This is a genomic window from Kitasatospora sp. NPDC004723, assembly GCF_040609255.1.
Classification (GTDB): Bacteria; Actinomycetota; Actinomycetes; order Streptomycetales; family Streptomycetaceae; genus Kitasatospora.
The window spans coordinates 1-16,518 of record NZ_JBEXJT010000013.1 but is presented as its reverse complement, the minus strand read 5'-3'; the positions used below and the strand labels follow the sequence as shown (position 1 = coordinate 16,518).

General features: G+C 73.2%; 16 protein-coding genes and 1 rRNA gene. 12 read left to right on the top strand and 5 right to left on the bottom strand.

Going from position 1 to position 16,518, the window contains the following annotated elements; all coding sequences use genetic code 11:
- The first annotated feature begins 75 nt into the window (after positions 1-75).
- Positions 76-936, top strand: a complete 861-nt coding sequence (locus tag ABZW10_RS15805; protein ID WP_355364890.1) for a sulfurtransferase — start codon at positions 76-78, stop codon at positions 934-936.
- Between the two features lie 57 nt (positions 937-993).
- On the opposite strand, the gene sepH is transcribed toward ABZW10_RS15805, so the two are convergent.
- Complete coding sequence (gene sepH / locus ABZW10_RS15800; RefSeq protein WP_355364887.1) at positions 994-2,070, bottom strand: septation protein SepH; 1,077 nt, start codon at positions 2,068-2,070, stop codon at positions 994-996.
- A 580-nt stretch (positions 2,071-2,650) separates the two neighbouring features.
- On the opposite strand from sepH, the gene ABZW10_RS15795 reads away from it, so the two are divergent.
- Positions 2,651-3,502 carry a hypothetical protein gene (locus tag ABZW10_RS15795; RefSeq protein WP_355364885.1) on the top strand — a complete coding sequence of 284 codons (852 nt, stop codon included), beginning with the start codon at positions 2,651-2,653 and terminating at the stop codon, positions 3,500-3,502.
- Here the strand turns inward: ABZW10_RS15795 and ABZW10_RS15790 are convergent.
- Both ABZW10_RS15790 and ABZW10_RS15785 read right to left on the bottom strand, forming a co-directional pair.
- A complete protein-coding gene (locus ABZW10_RS15790) occupies positions 3,499-4,821 on the bottom strand; it encodes a D-arabinono-1,4-lactone oxidase (protein ID WP_355364882.1) in 1,323 nt (440 codons plus the stop codon). The genes ABZW10_RS15795 and ABZW10_RS15790 overlap by 4 nt on opposite strands.
- Before the next feature lie 92 nt (positions 4,822-4,913).
- Positions 4,914-6,182: an MFS transporter gene (locus tag ABZW10_RS15785; protein ID WP_355364879.1), complete on the bottom strand. Its 1,269-nt coding sequence runs from the start codon at positions 6,180-6,182 to the stop codon at positions 4,914-4,916.
- A 133-nt stretch (positions 6,183-6,315) separates the two neighbouring features.
- Between ABZW10_RS15785 and ABZW10_RS15780 the strand changes: the two genes are divergently transcribed.
- Positions 6,316-7,458 carry a ferrochelatase gene (locus ABZW10_RS15780; protein ID WP_355364876.1) on the top strand — a complete coding sequence of 381 codons (1,143 nt, stop codon included), beginning with the start codon at positions 6,316-6,318 and terminating at the stop codon, positions 7,456-7,458.
- 42 nt (positions 7,459-7,500) lie between these two features.
- Positions 7,501-8,304 carry an inositol monophosphatase family protein gene (locus tag ABZW10_RS15775; protein ID WP_355365248.1) on the top strand — a complete coding sequence of 268 codons (804 nt, stop codon included), beginning with the start codon at positions 7,501-7,503 and terminating at the stop codon, positions 8,302-8,304.
- 200 nt (positions 8,305-8,504) lie between these two features.
- On the opposite strand, the gene ABZW10_RS15770 is transcribed toward ABZW10_RS15775, so the two are convergent.
- Positions 8,505-8,690, bottom strand: coding sequence for a hypothetical protein (locus ABZW10_RS15770; RefSeq protein ID WP_030301315.1), 186 nt, complete (start codon positions 8,688-8,690; stop codon positions 8,505-8,507).
- Positions 8,691-9,145: 455 nt separating this feature from the next.
- On the opposite strand from ABZW10_RS15770, the gene ABZW10_RS15765 reads away from it, so the two are divergent.
- The 4 genes from ABZW10_RS15765 (at position 9,146) to ABZW10_RS15750 (ending at position 13,260) form a co-directional block, all read left to right on the top strand.
- Positions 9,146-9,799, top strand: a complete 654-nt coding sequence (locus tag ABZW10_RS15765) for a response regulator transcription factor (RefSeq protein ID WP_355364871.1) — start codon at positions 9,146-9,148, stop codon at positions 9,797-9,799.
- Positions 9,800-10,043: 244 nt separating this feature from the next.
- Positions 10,044-11,204, top strand: a complete 1,161-nt coding sequence (locus ABZW10_RS15760) for a HAMP domain-containing sensor histidine kinase (protein WP_355365245.1) — start codon at positions 10,044-10,046, stop codon at positions 11,202-11,204.
- A gap of 321 nt (positions 11,205-11,525) precedes the next feature.
- Positions 11,526-12,506 carry an acyl-ACP desaturase gene (locus tag ABZW10_RS15755; RefSeq protein ID WP_355364868.1) on the top strand — a complete coding sequence of 327 codons (981 nt, stop codon included), beginning with the start codon at positions 11,526-11,528 and terminating at the stop codon, positions 12,504-12,506.
- Between the two features lie 454 nt (positions 12,507-12,960).
- On the top strand, positions 12,961-13,260 hold the full coding sequence (locus tag ABZW10_RS15750) for a DUF4193 domain-containing protein (protein WP_327681335.1): 300 nt from the start codon (positions 12,961-12,963) through the stop codon (positions 13,258-13,260).
- Between the two features lie 255 nt (positions 13,261-13,515).
- On the opposite strand, the gene ABZW10_RS15745 is transcribed toward ABZW10_RS15750, so the two are convergent.
- A complete protein-coding gene (locus ABZW10_RS15745) occupies positions 13,516-13,974 on the bottom strand; it encodes a DUF3093 domain-containing protein (RefSeq protein ID WP_355365242.1) in 459 nt (152 codons plus the stop codon).
- A 76-nt stretch (positions 13,975-14,050) separates the two neighbouring features.
- On the opposite strand from ABZW10_RS15745, the gene ABZW10_RS15740 reads away from it, so the two are divergent.
- From ABZW10_RS15740 to ABZW10_RS15725, 4 genes are all read left to right on the top strand, one after another.
- Positions 14,051-14,662 (top strand): PaaI family thioesterase, encoded by a 612-nt coding sequence (locus ABZW10_RS15740; RefSeq protein WP_355364865.1) that lies wholly within the window; start codon positions 14,051-14,053, stop codon positions 14,660-14,662.
- Positions 14,659-15,126 carry a dUTP diphosphatase gene (gene dut / locus ABZW10_RS15735; protein WP_350572406.1) on the top strand — a complete coding sequence of 156 codons (468 nt, stop codon included), beginning with the start codon at positions 14,659-14,661 and terminating at the stop codon, positions 15,124-15,126. The genes ABZW10_RS15740 and dut overlap by 4 nt, the downstream gene beginning before the upstream one ends.
- Positions 15,127-15,195: 69 nt before the next feature.
- Complete coding sequence (locus tag ABZW10_RS15730) at positions 15,196-15,999, top strand: DUF3710 domain-containing protein (protein ID WP_355364861.1); 804 nt, start codon at positions 15,196-15,198, stop codon at positions 15,997-15,999.
- Positions 16,000-16,425: 426 nt separating this feature from the next.
- Positions 16,426-16,518 (top strand): 16S ribosomal RNA (locus ABZW10_RS15725); the annotation flags it as partial.

The window sequence follows — 16,518 nt, the reverse complement described above, 5'->3', positions numbered from 1 at the left end:
TCGGGCCGCGCGGAAAGTCCGGCAAAGACCGCACAAAGAGCACCGGTGCGGTCGCCCTGCGCCAGAATGTCCGCCATGACCACCCTTCACGATGACTCCCCGCTGGTGTCGGTGACCGGCCTGCGGGAGGCGCTCGCCTCCGCCCGTCCGCCGGTCCTGCTCGACGTGCGCTGGCAGCTCGGCGGCCCGCCCGGCATCGAGGACTACACCGCCGGCCACCTGCCCGGCGCGCACTTCGTGGCCCTCGACACCGACCTCGCCGCCCCGCCCGGCCCGCCCGGGCGCGGCGGCCGCCACCCGCTGCCCGACCCGGAGGAGTTCGGCGCCGCGCTGCGCCGTTCCGGCGTCTCGGCCGACCGCCCGGTGGTGGTCTACGACGGCGCCACCGCGATGGCCGCCGCCCGCGCCTGGTGGCTGCTGCGCTGGGCCGGCCACCCGGACGTCCGGGTGCTGGACGGCGGCTTCGCGGCCTGGCGGGAGGCCGGACTGCCGGTCGTCACCGAGGTGCCGCCCGCCGGGGACGGTGACTTCAAGCCGGTGCCGGGACAGTTGCCGGTGACCGACGCGGACGGCGCCGCGGCCTGGGCCCGGGAGGCGCTGCTGCTGGACGCCCGGGCGGGGGAGCGCTACCGGGGCGAGACCGAGCCGATCGACCCGCGGGCCGGCCACATCCCGGGCGCGCTCTCCGCGCCGACCACCGAGAACGTCGGCCCGGACGGCCGCTTCCGGCCCGCCGCCGAACTCGCGGCCCGCTTCCGGGCGCTGGGCGCGGGCGAGCGGGAGACCGCCGTCTACTGCGGTTCCGGGGTGACGGCCGCCCACCAGATCCTGGCCCTCGCGGTCGCCGGCCTGCCGGCCACCCTCTACCCGGGTTCCTGGAGCGAGTGGTCGAGCGACGAGGGCCGCCCGGTCGCCGTCACCGACCAGCCGGGCTGAGCCCGGACACGCCGAAGGGGCGGACGGCCACGGCCGTCCGCCCCTTCGTTCTCGCGCCTACTCCTGCTTCTTGCGCCGACTACCGAAGACGATCTCGTCCCAGCTCGGCACGGTGGCCCGGCGCCCGGGCCGGACGCCGTCCGCCTCGGCCTGCCGGTCGGTGGTGCCGACCAGCCGGTCCCGGTGCGGAGCGACGGCGCGCGGCATCAGGATGTCCGCGTACGCCGAGCCCGCGCCGACCGCCGGGGCGGCGGCCGCCGGCTCCTCCGCCTCCTCGGCCACCTCGGCGGGCACCGGCTCGATCGGCGGCGGCGCGCCGACCGCGAGGTCGCCGCGGAAGGCGGGCACCACGTCCAGCAGGCTGGTCAGCGAGTCGCGGGCCTCGGCCGTCGCCTCGCGGGACTCCCGCACCTCACGGGCCGACATGATGCGGTCCGCCGACGGCCGGTCGATCATCGGGCGCGGCGGCCGGTCCTGGGGGAGCCGGGCGATCCGCGGGATGAACGGGAAGACCGACTCCTCCTCGCGCTCGACCGATTCACCGATCAGCGCCCGGGCCTCGTCGTCGTTCGGCTGGACCAGCCGCCGGGGCGGGTCGTACGTCCACGACGCGCTGCGGCCCTCGCCGTCGGCCCGGTAGGAGAGGATGACCTCCCAGGTGCCGTCGTCGCGCCGCCAGGAGTCCCAGCGCTCGGTCTCCTTCTCCGCGCCGCGCAGCGCCAGCCGCTCGGCCACCGCCTCGCCCAGCTGCGGGCCGGGGGCCTCGCCGTGCCGGCGGATCGCGGTCTTGCGGGCCCGCTCGGCCATGAAGGCGCGCTCGGCCAGCACCGGACCCTCGAAGCGGCGGACCCGGTCGACGGAGATGCCGGCCGCCTGCGCGACCTCCTCGGCGGAGGCACCGGCTCGTATCCGCGCCTGGATGTCCCGGGGGCGGAGGTGGCTCTCGACCTCGATCTCGATCTGGCCGAGGCGCGGCCGGTCACCACGGATGGCGGCGCGCAGCCGCTCATCGATGGGAAGGGTGTACTCCGTGCTGTCGGCAGCCTTGAGCACCAGCCGTGTGCCGTCGTTGCTGACGGCCACAACCCGCAGTTCGGGCACGGTTACCTCCCGGGTGGTGCCTGCCGACGTCACCTGCGTCGCTGCTCCCGTACTGAGTGTGGCCTGCCCACTCGCGACTGGCCACAACCTTGCTGAGTTCCCCGGCGTGTCGGGCTCACGCCCGTCCACGCCGCTGTGGCACGGTTGCCTTTTTGCCACGCCATCCGACGGCGTCGCGCCTGGGTGTCCCGGCCGTCCTCGCACGCGCAGTGTCGCGACGATCCGGGACGGGCGTCGCCGTGCGTGCCTGTGCCGTAGCTCTTCGTCGAGCTGCCGGTTGATGGGCAGTCGACAAGTCGACCCGGGCCTCAGGCTTTACGAACAGTACTCCATTCGTGGCATCCAAAGGGGCGGCTCGCCGCTCAAGTCTCCCGCGATTCACGGGAATCTCAAGAGCACGCGACCCCAATGGCCGAGGATCGACCGGTGAACGGTGATCATCTTCACATATATCTCTCGCGCAGAACCGCATTTTCGACCCTTGTGTCCTTCTTTGTGCAAGATGGAGTGACTTGTTCGAAGGACAGTCGTACTGACTCGAGGGATGTTGATGCCGCAGGTGAAGCCCGCCCCGGACGGAGCCGAGGAAGGTCGCAGGCGAATTGATCTGAGTGTGGCTCAGGTCGCCGCCAGCGCACTGGCCACCGTGGTGGGGGCGGTGCTCGCGTCCGAACTCGGGGTCTACGGAACCATTCTCGGCGCGGCGGTGGTGAGCATCGGCGCCACCACCGGCAGCGCGGTGTTCCAGCACGTCTTCAAACGCACCGGCGAACAGTTGCGCGGCGCCGTGGACCGGACCGCCGGGCCGGGGCAGTTGGCGAACGGACTGCGGCAGGCGCCGGAGCCGGTTCCGGGGGAGGGGCCGCCGCCCTCGGCACAGTGGAACGCGCCGCAGGTGGTCCGGGCGCGTCGGCGGTGGACCTGGAAGTCGTACGCGGCGGTCTCGGCGCTGGTCTTCACCCTCGCGATGGTGCCGATCCTCGCCTTCGAGGTGGCGACCGGGCAGCCGGTGTCGGCGACCGTCAAGGGCGGGTCGGGCACCGGTACCTCGATCGGTGGCCGGGTCGACCGGAAGCCGACCGTCCCACCGGGTGACGCGCCGTCCTCCGGGCCCGCCTCGGTGCCCTCGCCGTCGGCCGGCCGGGACGGCGGCGCCTCCGGGCGGCCGAGCCCCGACACGCGCCCGGGTGCGGAGAGCGGCGAGCCGTCGGCCTCCCCGTCGACCGGCTCCGGTACGGGGGCGGGAACGGAGCCGTCCGCGAAGCCCTCCGCGCGCCCCAGCGGCGAGCCGTCCGCCCCGTCCACGCCCCCCGCGTCCACCGCGCCCTCCGCGCCGGCCGGGGACGGGGCCGCCTCCGCGAAGCCGTCCGGCGGCGCCACCCCGAAGCCCCCGGCCCCGACCACCGCGGTCGAGCCGCCAGCCGCCCCCGCCGCCCCCGCCGCTCCGAGCGGGGCGGCCGGCTAGGCGCCGAGCACCCGGCGCAGGTGGTCGTTGCCGAAGCGGCGGTCCGGGTCCAGCTCGTCGCGCAGCGCGGTGAACTCCGCGAAGCGCGGGTACACCCCGGCGAGGTACTCGGCGTCCCGGGTGTGCAGCTTGCCCCAGTGCGGGCGGCCCCGGTGCTCGGTCATCAGCCGCTCGACCGCCGTGAAGTACCCCTGCTCGGCGGTGCCCCGGTAGAGGTGGACGGCGATGTAGACGGTGTCCCGGCCGTGCGCGGTGGAGAGCCAGACCTCGTCGGCCGGGGCGAACCGCACCTCGACCGGGAAGCTGATCCGCCAGCCGGAGCGCTCGACCATCGCCCGCAGCTCGCGCAGCACCTCGCCGGCCGCCGCGCGCGGCACCGCGTACTCCATCTCGATGAAGCGCACCTTGCGCGGGCTGGTGAACACCTTGTACGCGGTGTCGGTGTAGCTGCGGTCCGACCAGGCACGGCTGGCCAGCGAGGCGATGGCCGGCACCGAACCGGGGAAGCGGCGGCCGACCCGGCAGGCCCCCTCCCAGACGGTGTTGGAGAGGAAGTCGTCCTCCAGCCACTCCTTGAAGCGGGGCAGCGGCGCGGCCGGGCCCTGGCTGCGGTTGTTCCGCTTGGTGGAGCAGCGGTCGGTGTGCGGGAACCAGTAGAACTCGAAGTGCTCGTTGACGGCGGTGAGGTCGTCCAGCCGCTCCAGCACCTCGTCGAAGCGCATCGGCTGCTCGTGCGCGGTGAGCAGGAAGGCCGGCTCGACACCGAGGGTGAGCGCGGTGATCACGCCCAGCGCGCCGAGGCCGAGCCGGGCGGCCTCGAAGAGCCGCGGGTCCTCGGTGGGGGAGCAGCGCCGGATGCTGCCGTCGGCGAGCACGATCTCCAGACCGCGGATCTGGGCGGCGAGCGAGCCGGAGTCCCGGCCGGTGCCGTGCGTGCCGGTGCTGGTGGCGCCGGCCACGGTCTGCACCTCGATGTCACCCATGTTGGTGAGCGACTGGCCCGCCGCGTCCAGCAGTCGGTTGAGCCGGTGCAGCGGCAGTCCGGCCTCGACCGTGATCGTGCCGTTCTCCCGGTCGATCTCGCGCACGGCGGTCAGCGCGTGGGGGCGGACGAGCACGCCGTCCCCGGCGGAGGCGATCGCGGTGAAGGAGTGGCCCGAACCGACCGCCTTCACGGTCCGGCCCTGGTCCGCGGCGCGCAGGATCTCCTTGGCCAACTCCTCCGCGGTGCCGGGGGTGACCACTCGGGCGGGCGCGGCGCTCTGGTTGCCCGCCCAGTTGGTCCAGCGGGTGCGGGTCGCGGTACTGGCCTGGGGCATTGCGGCGCCTCCTGCTCCGTGGCCGAACGGCGTCGGCTCACTTCATTCCCTACCCGCGGGTAGGCCACGGGTAGGGAGGAGGGTAAGTCAGGTCACCGTTCGAGGTCCACGGTTTGGGCCGAGGCCGGGGCGGCCTCCCCGACGGTCTCGCCGGCGGCCAGTCCGGCCCGCAGCCGGCCGAGCCCGGCGACCGCGACCAGCACGCCGAAGGCGCCGGCGGCCACCGGCACCCAGTAGCCCGCCGCCGCGCCGGACGCGTCGACCACCCAGCCGCCGGCCGAGGAGCCGACCGCGACACCCAGCGCCAGCCCGGTGGTCGTCCAGGTCATGCCCTCGGTCAGCTGGGCGGCCGGCACCAGCCGCTCGACCAGGGCCATCGCGGTGATCAGGGTGGGGGAGATGGCGATGCCGGCGATCAGCAGCGCGCCACCGACCGCCACCAGACCGCCGACGCCGTTCACCGTCTCGGCGAGCAGCAGCAGCGGGACCATGCTGACGGCCATGAACACCACGCCGACGAGGAAGCGCACCGGCATCGACCCCCTCGGCTTGAGGGCACCGAAGACCACGCCGGCCACACAGGAACCGAGCGCCCAGAGCGCCAGGATCGGACCGGAGGTGGCGCCGTGGCCCTGCGCCTTGGTGAACGCGACGGTGACCACCTCGACGGAGCCGAAGATCGCGCCGGTGGACACGAAGGTCAGGATCAGCGCCTGGAGGCCCCGGTTGAGGATCACCGGACTGCCGGCGTGGCGGGCGGCCGGATGGACCGGCGGCTCGGTGGAGCGCTGGGCGGCGAACAGGGCCACGCCCACGGCCAGGAACACGCCGGCGAGCAGCACGCCGGCCTCGGGGAAGACCGCGGTGGCCAGCGTCACCGAGAGGATCGGGCCGACGATGAAGCAGATCTCGTCGACCACCGCCTCGAAGGAGTAGGCGGTGTGCAGCTTCGGCGCCTCCTCCCGGTACAGGTGCGCCCAGCGGGCCCGCACCATCGCCCCGGTACTCGGCATCACGCCCATCCCGGCGGCGAACACGAAGAGCGTCCAGACCGGCGCCTCGAACCGGGCGGACAGCAGCAGGCCGATCGCGGCCACGACGGTGATCGCGGTGGCCGGCAGGACGATCCGGCGCTGCCCGTGCCGGTCCACCATCCGGGACACCTGCGGACCGAGGATCGCCGCGGACACCGCCATCGTCGCCGAGACCAGACCGGCGACCCCGAAGGAGCCGCGCAGCTCGGAGAGCATCGTGACGATGCCGATACCCGTCATGGAGATCGGCAGCCGGGATATGAACCCGGTGGAGGAGAAGGCCAGACTGCCGGGGGAGGCGAAGATCTGGCGGTAGCTGGACAGCACGGGGGAGGCTCCGCAGGGGGTAAGGAACGTTGCTGGCAAAGACAGCCTACGAACCTTGGCAAACGGTATTTTTCCGGGCACCCGGAGCCGGCCCGGGCCCGGCCCCCCTGTGCGCAGTGGCAGGATCGGAGCCATGTCCGACGCGCGCAACACCTCCCGCACCGGCGCCGCCCCGTACGACGCCCTGCTGCTGCTCTCCTTCGGCGGGCCCGAGGCCCCCGAGGACGTCGTCCCCTTCCTGGAGAACGTCACCCGCGGCCGCGGCATCCCCAGGGAACGGCTCCAGGAGGTCGGCAAGCACTACTTCCTGTTCGGCGGCGTCAGCCCGATCAACGGGCAGAACCGCGAACTGCTGGCCGCGCTGCGCGAGGACTTCGCCGGGCACGGCCTCGACCTGCCGGTGTACTGGGGCAACCGGAACTGGGCGCCGTACCTGGTCGACACCCTGCGCGGGATGGTCGCCGACGGCCACCGCCGGATCGCCGTGCTGGCCACCAGCGCCTACGCCGGCTACTCCGGCTGCCGCCAGTACCGGGAGAACCTCGCCGACGCGCTGGCCGCGCTGGCCGCCGAGGGACTGCCGGAGCCGCGGGTCGACATGCTGCGCCGCTTCTACAACCACCCCGGCTTCGTCGAGCCGATGATCGACGCCACCACGGCCGCCCTGGCCCGGCTGCCCGAGGAGGTCCGGGCCGGCGCCCGGCTGGCGTTCACCACCCACTCGATCCCGGACACCATGGCCGAGACCTCCGGCGCCCCCGACGACCCGGCCCGCGGCCGTCCCGGCGGCGCCTACGTCGCCCAGCACCTGGAGGTCGCCCGGCTGGTCGCCACCGCCGTCGCCGAGCGCACCGGCGTCGCCGACCGCCCGTGGGAGCTGGTGTACCAGAGCCGCAGCGGCGCCCCGCACATCCCCTGGCTGGAGCCGGACATCTGCGACCACCTGGAGGCCCAGCGGGCGGACGGCGCCCCGGCCGTGGTGATGGTCCCGATCGGCTTCGTCTCCGACCACATGGAGGTCAAGTACGACCTGGACACCGAGGCGGTGGCCAAGGCCGCCGAGCTCGGCCTGCCGGTCGCCCGGGCCGCCACCGTCGGCGCCGACCCCCGGTTCACCGCCGCCGTCCGGGAACTCGTCCTGGAGCGGGCCGCCGCCGAGCGCGGCGAGCCGGTGAGCCGCTGCGCCCTCGGCACGCTCGGCCCCAGCCACGACGTCTGCGCCGTGGCCTGCTGCCCCAACCCGCGCGCCCCCCGCCCGGCCGCCGCCGAGCGCTGACCCGTTCCGCCCCCGGAGGAGATCCCCGTGTCCAGCCCCGCCGTGCCCGATCCCGCCCTGCTCGACGAACTGCTCGACGTCGCCCTGGACGCCGCCCGCCGGGCCGGCACCCTGCTGCTGGAGGGCCGGCCCGCCGACCTCGGTGTCGCGGGCACCAAGAGCAGCCCGGTCGACGTGGTCACCGAGATGGACCTGGCCTCCGAGAAGCTCGTCCTGGAACTGATCACCGCCCGCCGGCCCGAGGACGGCTACCTGGGCGAGGAGGGCGCCGAGCGGCCCGGCACCAGCGGCGTGCGCTGGGTCGTCGACCCGCTCGACGGCACCGTCAACTACCTGTACGGACTTCCCTCCTGGGCTGTCAGCGTGGCCGCCGAGCTGGACGGGCGCGCGGTGGTCGGGGTCGTGTACGCCCCGGCGCGCGGGGAGCTGTTCCAGGCCGTGCTCGGCCGGGGCGCCCAGCGCGACGGCCGCCCGATCGCCGCCCGCCCGGCCCCGCCGTGGGGCCAGGCGCTGATCGGCACCGGCTTCGCCTACGTCCGGGAGGTGCGGGTCCGGCAGGCCGAGGTGGTGCTCGGGCTGATGTCCGAGGTGCGCGACATCCGGCGGGCCGGCGCCGCCGCCGTGGACCTCTGCGACGTCGCCGCCGGCCGGCTGGACGGCTACTACGAGCGCGGGCTGGCCCCGTGGGACCGGGCGGCCGGCTGCCTGATCGCGGCCGAGGCCGGCGCCCTGGTCGGAGGCCGCCCCGGGCGGGGCGCGGACGGCGAGCTGACGGTCGCCGCCGCGCCCGGCGTCTACGAGCCGCTCCAGGAGCGGCTGGCCGCGCTGAACGCCTGGGCGGACTGAGCCCGCGGACGGGCCGGACACATCGAGGGGCCCGTTTCCCGACCGCACCGGCGGTCGGGAAACGGGCCCCTCGCGGATGATCTGGACGACTCTCCGGGCGACGAAGAGCCCTGACATACGGGGGATGCCAGGGCCTGGGTTTCGCACGGCCCCCACAGGGCCGCTGGTGCCGGAGATCCGGCGACGGGTCGGACTGGGGATCAGGCGGCGGTGCGGTGGCGCTCCAGCACCGTGTCCACGCCGTGCTCGGCGGCGAGACGGCGCAGATCGTCCAGCTCGGACTGTTCCACCTCGGCGAGGAACTCGTCCCCGGCCTCGATCGCGCGGTGCAGGTCCTGCTCGGCATTGGCGATGCGCTGCAGGATTCCGGCGGTGAAGGCGTCCATACGGGCCCCCTTACTGTGTCGGACGTGCACGGTCGTGCGCCCCCCGCCCCGGGGTGACGGCGGCCAGCGGAAGCATCCGGTCCGGGTGGCGTACCTCTCCGGACGGACGCGGAGACGGCCCTCGGCCGCTCCCGGTGACTCCCCTGCCCCAGGGCCGGCGCGGATGAACGCACGGCGGGTGGGTGCGATCGGCTCAGAAACCGGATCGCGGGTGTGCGGATGTCCTCCCCGCCCCGGGGGCCGGGAAACCTCCGGACGGAAGAAAGTTGCCTGCGTCACAGTCCAACCGGACTGCTTCCGCCGCGAACCACGCCCGTGCGCGCCCGGCGCCGCCCGCGGGCAGCCGTGCCTCCGGGGCAGCTTATCGCTGCCTTACCGCCGGACCAGGCAGGATGGAGGCAGCGTCGGAGCCGTGCGTCCGCTTCCCGGGCCGGCCTGAAGAAGGGACAACCACCGTGCGGGTTCTCGTCGTCGAGGACGAGCAGCTGCTCGCCGAGGCAGTGGCCACCGGTCTGCGCCGCGAGGCGATGGCCGTCGACGTGGTCTACGACGGGGAGGCCGCGCTCCAGCGCATCGCGGTCAACGACTACGACGTGGTCGTGCTCGACCGCGACCTGCCGCTGGTCCACGGTGACGACGTCTGCCGCAGTGTGGTCGAGCAGGGGCTGGCCACCCGGGTGATCATGCTGACCGCCTCCGGCGACATCAGCGACCGGGTCGAGGGCCTGGAGATCGGAGCGGACGACTACCTTCCGAAGCCGTTCGCCTTCAGCGAACTCGTCGCCCGGGTCCGCGCCCTGGGCCGCCGCGCGACCGTCCCGCTGCCCCCCGTCCTGGAACGGGCCGGCATCTCGCTCGACCCCGGCCGCCGCGAGGTGATCCGCGACGGCCGACCCGTCCAGCTCGCCCCCAAGGAGTTCGCCGTCCTGGAGGTGCTGATGCGGGCCGGCGGCGCCGTCGTCTCCGCCGAGCAGCTGCTGGAGAAGGCCTGGGACGAGCACACCGACCCGTTCACCAACGTCGTGCGCGTCACCGTGATGACGCTGCGCCGCAAGCTCGGCGACCCGCCGGTGATCGTCACCGTCCCGGGTTCCGGCTACCGGATCTGACCGGACCCCGCGGCTCCGAACGGAACCCGCGGTCCCGCCAGGAACCGGCCCCCACCCACGCGCCCGCCCCGGCGGACGCCCCGAGAGGACCATCATGACCACCCCGCCCTCCGCCGGCGGGCCCTCCGGCGCGCCCACCGGCGGGCGCGCCATGCCCAATCGGCCCGTACCGCCCAAGCCCGCCCACCCGCCGCGCGCCCCCCGGCTGCACTCCTCGCACGACACCTACGTGCCCGGCGACGGCATGCTCGCCTGGCTGCCGTTCCGCCCCACCATCCGGATCCGGCTCACCCTGCTCTACGGCGGGATGTTCCTGATGGCCGGCGTGGTGCTGCTGCTGCTGATGTACGTCTTCGTCAAGCAGGCCCTGCGCGACGTCCAGCCGCCGCCCTTCGACTTCGGGCCCTCGGGCGCCCGGGTGAACGGCGCCTGGATGAGCACCGACCAGTTCAACCAGTACCTCGCCAACATGCACACCCTGAAGTCGGACAGCGCGCTCAACACCCTGCTGCGCAAGTCGCTCACCATGCTGGTCTGCCTCGCCGTGATCGCCTTCGCGGCCGGCTACGCGATGGCCGGCCGGGTGCTGCGCCCGCTCGGCCGGATCACCCGCACCGCCCGCGAGGTGGCCTCCTCCGACCTGCACCGGCGGATCGAGCTGGACGGCCCGGACGACGAGCTCAAGGAGCTGGCCGACACCTTCGACGACATGCTGGAGCGCCTCGACCGGTCCTTCGACTCCCAGCGCCGCTTCGTCGCCAACGCCTCGCACGAGCTGCGCACCCCGCTGGCGATCAACCGCACCCTGCTGGAGGTCCAGCTCTCCGACCCGCAGGCCTCGCCCGACCTCCAGCAGCTCGGCAAGACCCTGCTGGCCACCAACGAGCGCAGCGAACAGCTCGTCGAGGGCCTGCTGCTGCTCGCCCGCAGCGACAACGAGCTGACCGACCGCCGCCCGGTGGAGTTCTCCGAGGTCGCCACCCGGGCCCTGGAGCAGACCAGGGCGGAGGCCGTCCGGCGCGAGGTCGACCTGCGCGCCTCGCTGCACCCGGCGACGGTCTCCGGCAACGGCGTCCTGCTGGAGCGGATCGCGCTGAACCTGCTGCAGAACGCCGTGCGCTACAACGCCCCGGACGGCTGGGTCGAGATCACCACCGCCCCGGTGCCCGGCGGCGGCGAGCTGGTGGTCTCCAACACCGGCCCGGTGGTGCCCGGCTACGAGCTGGAGCACATCTTCGAGCCGTTCCGCCGGGTCAAGGGCGCCGACCGGACCCGCAGCGACAAGGGGGTCGGCCTCGGCCTCTCGATCGTCCGCTCGGTGGTCCGTGCCCACAACGGCACCATCGAGGCCACCCCGCGCGCCGGCGGCGGCCTCACCATGCGGGTGCGCATCCCGGCCGGGTGACCGGCCTCCCGACACACCGGGCGCCCTCCCCTCCGGGCGGATGCTCCCCGGGCCTCCGCGGCCCCGTCACGGCCCTTCTCGGGGCCATGGCGGGGCCGCTGCGCCGTCCGGGTGAGCGAAGTCCGTGCGCCGACCGTTTCCAGCCGCCCCCGCCAGGCCCGTCAAGACGACATAAGGCCTGGCGGGGGCGGCTTGTCATTTCCGGCCCGGGCAACTTACGGTGTCGTAACCTACGCGACCGTAAGTGCCGTCCGAACGGACTCCGGCGTACCCGTCCAACGCGCCCGTACCGCGCGTGCCCGTCCCCCAGGAGCCAGCCCCGTGACCATCGCCCCCGCGCAGCGCAGCACCTCGCCCGGTTCGAGCGCCTGGACCGACACGCGGCTGATCCTGGCCCTGGAAGAGGTCGTCGAGAAGGAGCTCAACCGGCACCTCAAGGTCGCCAAGGACTGGATGCCGCACGAGTACGTCCCGTGGAGCCAGGGCCGCGACTTCGACGGCGTGCTGGGCGGCGAGGCCTGGGAGCTCGGGCAGTCCAAGGTGACCCCGCTCGGCCGGGTCTCGCTCGTGGTCAACCTGCTCACCGAGGACAACCTCCCCAGCTACCACCACGAGATCGCGACCATGTTCGGCCGCGAGGGCGCCTGGGGCGAGTGGGTCCACCGCTGGACGGCGGAGGAGGGCCGGCACGGCATAGCCATCCGCGACTACCTGCTCACCACCCGGGCCGTCGACCCGAACGAGCTGGAGCGGGCCCGGATGGCCCACATGTCGGACGGCTTCTCGTCCGACAACGCGCACAGCATGCTGCAGTCGGTCGCCTACGTGGCCTTCCAGGAGCTCGCCACCCGCATCGCGCACCGCAACACCGGCCACTTCGCCGGCTGCCCGCTGGCGGACCAGCTCCTCGCGAAGATCGCCAACGACGAGAACCTGCACATGGTCTTCTACCGGAACCTGCTGAAGGCCGCCCTGGAGATCGCCCCGGACCAGGCCATGCGCGCCGTCGCCGACGTGGTGACCAACTTCCGGATGCCCGGCCACGGCATCCCCGGCTTCGAGCGGGCCGCCGCCCAGATCGCCCTCGGCGGCGTCTACAACCTGCGCATCCACCACGACGACGTGCTGCAGCCGGTGCTGCGCCACCTCAAGATCATGGAGCTGGACGGCCTCGGCCCGGACGGCGTGCAGGCCCAGCAGGAGCTGGGCCTCTTCCTCGACGGGCTGGAGGCCCAGGCGGCCAAGTTCGAGGAGCGGCAGGCCGCGCTGCTGGCCCGTCGCGCGGCCCGGCGGCAGGCATAGGGGCTTGGGCGGATTTTCCACGGTTTGCCCGGGGTGGCGACGAACGTGAGCAAGCTCACACCGTGTCGCTCCTCGGGATCGGCCGATGTCGGAGAGTGATCATGCCGCCGGCCCCTCCGATCGCCGTCCGTGAGTGGGACGGCGACCGGAGGCGGGTCGGAGGGTTGGCCTCCCGCCCAGGTGGGCAAGGGAATTGGCGGGCGCACCGAGGAGCTTCGCTCACGGAGCATGTCCAGCATGTGGTCACTCGTGCCCCGCGACGATGGCCCTGCGTGAAGCCCCGAACGCCCGAGTGGATCACCCCAACGGACCCCTGGCTGAGTGTCGATTGAGTAACGGGGCTTGAAGTAAGGCAAAATCTCCGCCTCGGGTCGGGCACAAGACCGACCCCCCATGCGTTACGTGCGCTGGAGATACCGCACACACCGCACAACCCGGAGGGGGAGAGCGAAATATGGCTACCGACTACGACACCCCACGCAAGACCGACGACGAGCTCAACGAGGACAGCATCGAGGAGCTCAAGGCCCGCAGGAACGACAAGGGCGGCAGCTCGGTCGACGTCGACGAGTTCGAGGCGGCCGAGGGCATGGAGCTCCCCGGCGCAGACCTCTCGAACGAGGAGCTCTCCGTCCGGGTGCTGCCGCGGCAGGCCGACGAGTTCACCTGCATGAGCTGCTTCCTGGTCCACCACCGCAGCCAGCTGTACAGCGAGAAGAACGGCAACCCGATCTGCCGGGACTGCGGCGCCTGAGATCCAGGGCGGTCATGACTCGGGCCTCGCGGTGTTCGCGAGACCGGTGCGACGCCCCTTCCGGCCCCGGGCAGCGGGGCCGGACGGCAGCTCCGGCGTCCGTCGTGACGGACGCACCAGTCATACGGTCGGATGGAAAGCGTTTCCAGGAAACGCGAAGGGACGGTACCGCCCAGGCGGTACCGTCCCTTTCCGTTCGGTCGTCTTCGGCTCCGTCCCGACCAGCCCCGACCGGGCCCGCTGCCCGGCCGGACCTCAGGCGCGGGCGTTGCGGCGGGCCTCGTCCAGGGCCTCCGCCAGCTTCATCGGCGAGCGGGTCGAGAGATAGAGGTACGGCGTCGGGTCCGTCGGGTCGCTCACCTCGACCCGCAGCGCCGTCGGCACGTAGCTGCGCAGCAGCATGAAGGCCCGCGGGTCGGCCTTCGGCCCGCGCCAGGCGGCGGCGTCCGCCGGGCCCAGGGCCTGAGCGGCGCCGAGGGCGTCCACCGGGATCCGGGCCGGGCCGGCCACCAGCGAGCCCTGGACCACCCGGATCCGGACCGAGCCGTAACTGCTGATCGCGGCGGCGCCGGCGGCGATGCCGACCACCAGCCCGACCAGCGCGCCCACCGCGCTGAGGCGCAGCAGGATCAGGGCGAGGGTGAGGCCGATCACGACCGGGAACAGCCACCAGGAGCGCGGCACGGTGAGGCGTTCGTCGTACATGCCCTCCATTGTGGGCGCCATGACGGCGGCGCCCGGACGCAACCCCCGTCCGGGGCCCGGCTACCGCTCGGTAGGGTGGGGCGGCGTGACCGGTTCGACTGCCCCCACCGCGCCCGCCGCCCCCACGACCCCCACCACGCCGCCGCCGGAGGCCGTCCTCCCGCCGCGCGCCCCCGAGGCCCCCGCCCCCGGCACCCGGCTCGGCTCCCACTACGAGCACTGCTTCGGCTGCGGCCCGCAGCACCCCGGCGGCCTGCGGATCGACGCGGTGGCCGGCGAGGGCCTCGACGTCACCGCCGAGTTCACCGTCCGCCCGGAGCACCAGGGCGGCCCAGGCCTGGCCCACGGCGGCCTGCTGACCACCGCCATGGACGAGACCCTGGGAACGCTCAACTGGCTGCTGCACGCCCCCGCCGTCACCGGTCGGCTGGAGACCGACTTCCTCTCCCCGGTGCCGGTCGGCTCCACGCTGCACCTGCGCGCCTGGGTCACCGGTGTGCACGGCCGGAAGATCTACAGCGCCGGCGAGGCACGGATCGGCGGCCCCGACGGGCCGGTCGCGGTGCGCGCGCAGGCACTCTTCGTCCAGGTGAAGCTGGAACACTTCACCAAGCACGGTCGACCCGAGGACATCGAGAAGGTCCTCGACGACCCCGACCTGATGAAGCGCGCCCGAGCCTTTGAGGTGAACCCTTGAGCACCACCCCCCGCGAGCCCCTGGACGTCCTGATCCGGCGGATCGACCCCGAGCTGCCGCTGCCCGCGTACGCGCAGCCCGGCGACGCCGGCGCCGACCTGCGGACCACCGTCGACGCCGAGCTGGCCCCCGGCGAGCGGGCCGTGCTGCCCACCGGCATCGCCATCGCGTTGCCCGACGGCTACGCCGCGTTCGTCCACCCCCGTTCGGGACTGGCAGCTCGTTGCGGCGTTGCTCTGGTGAACGCCCCAGGGACGGTCGATGCCGGGTACCGTGGAGAGATCAAGGTGATCGTCGTCAATCTGGACCCGCGCGAGGGAGTCAGCTTCCGCCGAGGGGACCGGATCGCCCAGCTGGTGATCCAGCAGGTCGAGAAGGCCCGCTTCCACGAGGTGGCCGAGCTGCCTGGGTCGGCACGCGCCGAGGGCGGGTTCGGGTCGACCGGCGGCCACGCCGCGGTCTAGGCTGCCCGCGGCCTCGCAGGAAGCCGAGCAGGTATTCGCATCGGTCTTGGACCGGGAAGGACAGTGACCGTGTTCCGTCGTCGCCAGAAGAGCGAGGACGCTGTCGAGCAGCTCGCCGACGACGCCATCAGCGCCGACGAGACGGCCGATGACGTCGAAGGTTCCGCCGAGAGCGAGAACGTGACCGAGCTGGACCCGGCGGACCGGGTCGGCCTGCCGCCGGCCCCGCGTCCGGACGGGCCGTGGGACCACTCCGAGCTGGAGAACCCGGAGGAGGGCCGCGTCGACCTCGGGGGCCTGCTGGTCCCCGGTGTCGAGGGCATGGAACTCCGGGTGGAGGTGGCCGGCGAGGCGATCGTGGCCGCCACCCTGGTCCTCGGCAACAGCGCCATCCAGCTGCAGGCCTTCGCGGCCCCCAAGTCGGAGGGCATCTGGGGGGAGGTCCGCGAGGAGATCGGCAGCGGCATCACCGCGCAGGGCGGCATCGTCGAGGAGGAGGAGGGCCCGCTCGGCTGGCACCTCCGCGCCCAGGTCCCGGTGCAGCTGCCGGACGGCACGCAGGGCGTGCAGCTGGTGCGCTTCGTCGGCTGCGACGGCCCGCGCTGGTTCCTCCGCGGCGTGATCTCCGGCCAGGCCGCCGTCCAGCCCGAGATGGGTGGGGTCCTGGAGCAGGTCTTCCGGCAGACGGTCGTCGTCCGCGGTGAGATCCCGATGGCGCCCCGCGACCCGATCGTGCTGAAGCTCCCCGAGGACGCGCAGATGGTCGCCGACGGCGGCGGCGCCGTCGCGGCCACCGGCGAGGGCGAGAACCGCTTCGGCAACACCGCGTTGGACCCGTTCGCCCGCGGCCCGGAGATCACCGAGGTCCGCTGAGCAGCACAGGTGAGCTCGCCGATCGCCCCCGCCCGCACCACCGGGCGGGGGCGATTTGCATGTGGCGGCCCCGTCCCCGTACAGTTCCGGAGTCGCCGCGAGAGAGCGGGGACAAGCGGAAAGCGAAGTCCGATGAATGAAACTCCGGAAAACGGAGCGGAAAACATCTGGTAAGCTGGAAACACGAAAGAACGAAGCGCCCGGAGGGCCGGTGTGAAAGCCGCCTGAAGGAAGCGTCCGTTCCTTGAGAACTCAACAGCGTGCCAAAAGTCAACGCCAGATATGTTGACATCCCCGGCCTCAGATTCTCTGGGGTTGGAGATTCCTTTTGAAATAACACTAGCGAGGACGCAGTGCGCGGGATCACCCTATTCCGGTGGTTGCCGTGCCGCTCACCGCGGGTGTGAACCCGATTACGGGTAATCATTCACGGAGAGTTTGATCCTGGCTCAGGACGAACGCTGGCGGCGTGCTTAACACATGCAAGTCGAACGGTGAAGCCCTTCGGGGTGGATCAGT

Coding starts and splice junctions, on each gene's coding strand:
- ABZW10_RS15805 (WP_355364890.1), top strand. CDS start 76: ATGACCACCCTTCACGATGACTCCCCGCTGGTGTCGGTGACCGGCCTG.
- ABZW10_RS15790 (WP_355364882.1), bottom strand. CDS start 4,821: ATGCCCCAGGCCAGTACCGCGACCCGCACCCGCTGGACCAACTGGGCG.
- ABZW10_RS15780 (WP_355364876.1), top strand. CDS start 6,316: ATGTCCGACGCGCGCAACACCTCCCGCACCGGCGCCGCCCCGTACGAC.
- ABZW10_RS15770 (WP_030301315.1), bottom strand. CDS start 8,690: ATGGACGCCTTCACCGCCGGAATCCTGCAGCGCATCGCCAATGCCGAG.
- ABZW10_RS15760 (WP_355365245.1), top strand. CDS start 10,044: ATGCTCGCCTGGCTGCCGTTCCGCCCCACCATCCGGATCCGGCTCACC.
- ABZW10_RS15750 (WP_327681335.1), top strand. CDS start 12,961: ATGGCTACCGACTACGACACCCCACGCAAGACCGACGACGAGCTCAAC.
- ABZW10_RS15745 (WP_355365242.1), bottom strand. CDS start 13,974: ATGGAGGGCATGTACGACGAACGCCTCACCGTGCCGCGCTCCTGGTGG.